General features: G+C 45.1%; 3 protein-coding genes. All 3 read right to left on the reverse strand.

Annotated elements, in window-relative coordinates; genetic code table 11:
- The coding region (locus A3763_RS17935; RefSeq protein WP_068760278.1) for an NrdJb at positions 1–670 on the reverse strand (670 nt) is incomplete at its 3' end.
- A gap of 60 nt (positions 671–730) precedes the next feature.
- Entirely contained in the window at positions 731–2,869 is a 2,139-nt protein-coding gene (locus A3763_RS17940; RefSeq protein ID WP_068512703.1) for an adenosylcobalamin-dependent ribonucleoside-diphosphate reductase, read from the reverse strand.
- A 592-nt stretch (positions 2,870–3,461) separates the two neighbouring features.
- Positions 3,462–5,452 (reverse strand): phosphate acetyltransferase (gene pta, locus A3763_RS17945; protein ID WP_068760284.1); only part of this gene is annotated, 1,991 nt, incomplete at its 5' end.

A 5,452-nucleotide genomic window follows, 5' to 3' on the forward strand; every position in this document is an offset into this window, starting at 1 on the left:
AAGTCTGGCAACCATCCATAACGATCACCGACTTATTGTGGCACTTCTTACAAAGCGTCGCGTTAGCAGGGAATGGGTTATCTTCAGGTGGCTCTTCAGTGTTAACGTGAGTAGCGCTGCCTTCCTTTTCGAACTGGGCTTTCTTTTCAGCAAGAATCTGCTTTGTATGATCGCTCATTTCTTCAGACTTGATTAGACCGATAGTCTTCATGTGCTTCTCGACTACAGAGCTAATCTCGGCTACTAATGATGGCATATAGACGCCACCTTTCTTGTAGTAACCACCGTTCGGGTCATAAACTGAAGATAGCTCTTCGATCATGAAGGTGATGTCGCCACCTTTACGGAAGACGGCAGAGATAACGCGAGTTAAAGCGATTACCCACTGATAGTGTTCCATCGACTTAGAATTAATGAAGACTTCATAAGGTCGTCTAATTTCGTGGTCAGTATCTTCATTAAGAATGATGTCGTTAATAGTAATATATAACGCATGCTCAGATACGGGTGGTTTAATTTTATAAGTTGAGCCGAGAAGATAGTCTGGTCGTTTAATCGACTCATTCATCTCTACTGGAACAACCTTTGGCGTGTTGTCTACAACATGCGCTTTATCACCGGAGTTGTCTACTTGATAACCGACGATTTTCTTTTCAATTTTAATTGCCATAATTTTTTACCTATCAATCTGCTACATAGTGAAGGGTGCTTAGTGTATTGCTCACTATGTCTAGTATTTTCCGTAGGTACCTTCTTTCAATGCGTCGAATAAGTTCGCTGCTGAATGAATTTCACCGTCGTATTCTATTTCTTCGTTACCTTTCGCTTTTACTTTTGTACCATCTTCTAGCGTAAATTCGTAGATGGTGTTCTCAAGATCAGACTCTTTCACCAATACGCCCTGGAATGCTTCAGGGTTAAAGCGGAAAGTTGTGCATCCCTTCAAGCCTTTCTCGTACGCGTACATGTAGATATCCTTGAATTCCTCATATGGGAACTCTGTAGGAATATTTGCAGTCTTCGAGATTGACGAGTCAACCCACTGTTGAGCTGCCGCCTGAATGTCTACATGTTGCTTAGGCGTTACGTCATCTGCCGAGATAAAGTAATCAGGTAATTGTGTCTTCGGGTCAGTAGAAAACGGCATTGCATCAGCATTGACGAAATGACGGTAAGCGAGAAGCTCGTATGAGAATACGTCTACTTTTTCTTTCGTCTTCTTGCCTTCACGAATAATGTTTCGTGAATAGTGATGAGCAAAACTAGGCTCAATACCATTACTTGCGTTATTGGCAAGTGAAAGCGAAATGGTACCCGTTGGTGCGATAGAAGTGTGGTGAGTAAAACGAGCACCTTGTTCGGCTAATTTTTCGATTAGTTCCGGCTCATGCTCACCAACTTTCTGCATGTAACGGCTGTATTTTGCGTGAAGTACTTTACCTTTTACTTCATCGCCAACCTGGTAGCCTTCAGCTCTCATTTCAGGGCGTTTAAGAAGCATCTCCTCATCAACGATGAAGGTCTCTTCCATGATTGGCGCAGGGCCTTTTTCTTCTGAAAGCGCTAGGCCTTGTTTCCAGCCTTCAATAGACATCTCACGGTTTACCTTTTCAGTAAACTCGATTGACTCAGGTGAGCCATAAGCCATCTTAAGCATGGTGCAGGTAGAGCCAAGACCCAGAATTCCCATACCGTGACGGCGCTTGAAGTTAATTTCGTTACGCTGGCCAATTAGCGGAAGGCCGTTGATCTCGACAACGTTATCAAGCATGCGCGTAAAGATGCCCACAGCTTTTTTATACTTTTCGAAGTTAAAAAAGGCTTTGTCAGTAAATGGACGCTCAACAAATTTGGTCAGGTTCACCGAGCCTAGCAAGCAGCTGCCATAAGGTGGTAGAGGTTGCTCGCCGCATGGGTTGGTTGCGCGAATGTTTTCACAATACCAGTTGTTGTTCATCTCGTTAACTTTATCGATAAGGATAAAGCCTGGCTCAGCGAAGTCATAGGTAGACGTCATGATGCTGTCCCAGATGTACTTCGCTTTTACAGTGTTATAAATGCGACACGCTACCTGACCTTCATCATTAGTAATATAGCTTGTTTTAACTGGGAAGCTACGAAATACGAATTGGCTCTCATCACTTAGGTCAAGATTGTCTTCTTCAACTTCTTCAGCAGTAACAGGGAAGGATAGCTGCCAGTCAGCGTCATTCTGAACCGCTTTAATGAAGTCTTCGGTAATTAGTAATGAAAGATTGAACTGACGTAGTCGGCCGTCTTCACGTTTTGCACGTACGAAGTCCAGAACGTCAGGGTGGTGTACATCAAAGGTCGCCATTTGCGCACCACGACGCCCACCAGCAGATGAAACGGTGAAGCACATCTTGTCAAAGATATCCATGAAAGATAGAGGGCCTGAAGTGGTTGCACCTGCACCAGCAACGTAAGCACCTTTAGGGCGTAGCGTTGAAAACTCATAACCAATACCGCAACCAGCTTTAAGAGTTAGGCCTGCTTCATGGTTTTTGAGCAAGATATCATCCATTGAATCGAACACAGTACCCGAGACAGTACAGTTAATGGTTGATGTTGCCGGCTTATGCTCGCCTGCGCCGGCATTAGACATGATTCGGCCGGCTGGAATAACGCCGTTTTCTAGTGCCCACTTGAAGTCGTTGTAGACGGTTTCTCTTTTGCCCTCTTCTTCTACAGATGAAAGCGCTTTGGCAACACGCTCATAGGTAGCGTCAATGTTTTGATCGACGGCCTGACCAGTTTTAGTTTTTAGCTGGTACTTAGTGTGCCAGATATCTTGAGAAGCGTCTTGCATTGGTAATGGAGAGACAAGTGGTTCAACTTTGGCGTTCATGTATGACCTCTATCTGGAATATCATTTTTTCAGTTGTTATTAATAGTAGGCTAAAACGGCTGAGTTAATGCTGATTAGCGCTTCTATATATAGTGTTAGTTTGGTACATCACTTTACCGCACACTGTTTCTAGCTTTAGTGGCATAAGCCGCTGACATCAAAGCTTGTTCAGTATGTAAAAACCCGAAAAAGGCTGGTCCATTGGGGGCTAATACTGTCCTTATTACATCAATATATAGGGGGCGTTTTGTTTTAGTATCCACTACATGTTGTTGTGTATGCGGGAAGTATAACACTATATTGTGGTGTGTGAAGTTTCTTTTCCGATTTTTTTATTGTGTAAATATCAAGGTGGTCGAGACTGGTTTGTCAATACTTTGGGGCGATAAAATATGAGGAAAAGGAAGGTGCTTGTATTTATGGGCTTTGCAGAATTAGTGCTTACTTATCTTTTTATGTTAGCACTAGATATAGTGTTTTGTTATAGGCATCTCAGTCCTAGATCTGTAAGCGGAATGTGTAGGTTTTGCTAATACTAGAGGCGAACTAAATGAAGGCGCTAAGATATAGCGCCTTAAATTCGGTTTGCTTTTTAATCGCCTTTTTGTTCAGACTGACATGCCTGTACGGCCGTTAGTGCAATGGTAAAGACGATATCTTCTATTAATGCGCCACGAGATAAGTCGTTAACAGGTTTGCGCAAACCTTGTAGCATTGGGCCGATACTGATTACATTGGCGCTACGTTGTACAGCTTTGTAGGTGGTGTTACCAGTATTTAGATCTGGGAAGATAAAAACGGTTGCTTGACCGGCCACCGGGCTGTTCGGTGCCTTTTTCTTGGCGACACTTTCAATCGCCGCCGCATCGTATTGGAGGGGGCCGTCAATTACGAGGTCTGGCCTTAAGTTCTTAGCGATCTCAGTAGCTTCACGAACTTTGTCGACGTCTGCGCCGGTGCCGCTTACACCTGTGCTATAGGAAATCATGGCGACTTTGGGGTCAATGCCAAATGCTTTGGCTGAGTCGGCACTTTGTATCGCAATATCGGCCAGCTGTTCGGCATTCGGGTCTGGGTTGATGGCGCAGTCACCATATACAAGTACTTGGTCGGGGAGGCACATGAAGAAAACTGAAGACACTACCTTGGCGCAATCGTTTGTTTTAATCAACTGAAGCGCGGGGCGCACAGTGTTGGCTGTTGTGTGAACAGCTCCTGATACAAGCCCGTCAACTTCATCTAGCGCCACCATCATCGTTGCGAGTACGACATTGTCTTCTAGCATTGCTCGCGCCATTTGGTGACTCACGCCTTTATGCTTTCTGATCTCTGTCATTGGGATGACATAGCGTTCACGTGCTTCGTCAGGGTCGACGATCTGAATATCACTCGAAAGCGTAACACCCTGAGCACTTGCGACCGCCTTAATTTCATCGGGCTTCCCGATTAGTATGCACTGAGCTAGTTCTCGCTCATGGCAAGCAATAGCGGCACATATCGTTCTTGGTTCATTGCCTTCAGGTAATACGATCGTCTTAGCTGCACTGCGCGCATTTTCAGATAATTGATAGCGAAATGCCGGCGGAGAAAGGCGTGTTGCGCGTTCTTTATCGCAGTGTAGCTTGAGCCAGTCTATATCCAGATGGTCGGCAACTGTCGTCATTACCTCATCCATTCTATTTAAATCATCTAGCGGAACTTTGTTTTCAAGCTTGGATAATGCGACGGCGGTTTCAAAGGTGTCATGATGCGTACTAAGCAGTGGTAAGCCGTTTTGAAGTGCCGGGCGGCAGAAGTCGAGAATACTTTCGTCGGGTTGGTAGTTGCCCGTTAACACGATGCCCGCTAGAGGAAGGCCATTTTGTACCGCCATTCCAGCAGCAAGTAGCACGTCACTCCTATCGCCAGGGGTTACCAGCAGGCAGCCTGGGGTTAGGGCACTGATGAGATTGCTAACACTGCGCGCGCAAATGGCGATCCTCGTAACCCTTCGGGTACGCAAAATCTCCTCGTTACCCGTTCCGGGTACAACCTTCATTTGTAGCTCATTTGCGATATCAAAGACTCGCGGCGCCTGTAAAGCCGGTACAAGCGGTATCTGGCCTATAGAATGAAAACTTTCACTAAGCACTGTGGATGCTTCTATTAAGGTGCTGGTGCTGAGTAGTTGTTGGCAGTTTTCGACCTCTGTTGCTTCGGTGAGCGAAATCGCATCATCGTGCAGTTGTTTGGCGTTTTGTGCGCAGCCTACTTTATTCAAAATACAGCCAATGACACCGGCTTTAATTGAGGAGAATAGGCTCAAGGATGTTTTTAGGTGGTCATCGAAGGTATCAACTGAACAATTGCTTGGCAAGGAGGTCATTGGCACAAGCAGAATGATTTCTGCGTCGAGACTGTTTGCCATTTCCTTATTGAGCACGCTGGTATGAGCTTCGTCTGTTGTTGGAACAATTCCTTCAATGATTATTACGTCGTACAGCTTTTTTATCTTATGGAAGTTTTCGATTACTTCTTCCATAAGAAGGTCTTTGTCGCCGCGTGTAAGGTAATCTTGTGCTGTCTTCAGTGGAATAGGCTTTG

This window comes from Oleiphilus sp. HI0128, from assembly GCF_001635365.1.

Bases quoted from the DNA above. Each gene is read 5' to 3' on its own strand.
- A3763_RS17940 (WP_068512703.1), bottom strand. From the start codon at position 2,869: ATGAACGCCAAAGTTGAACCACTTGTCTCTCCATTACCAATGCAAGAC.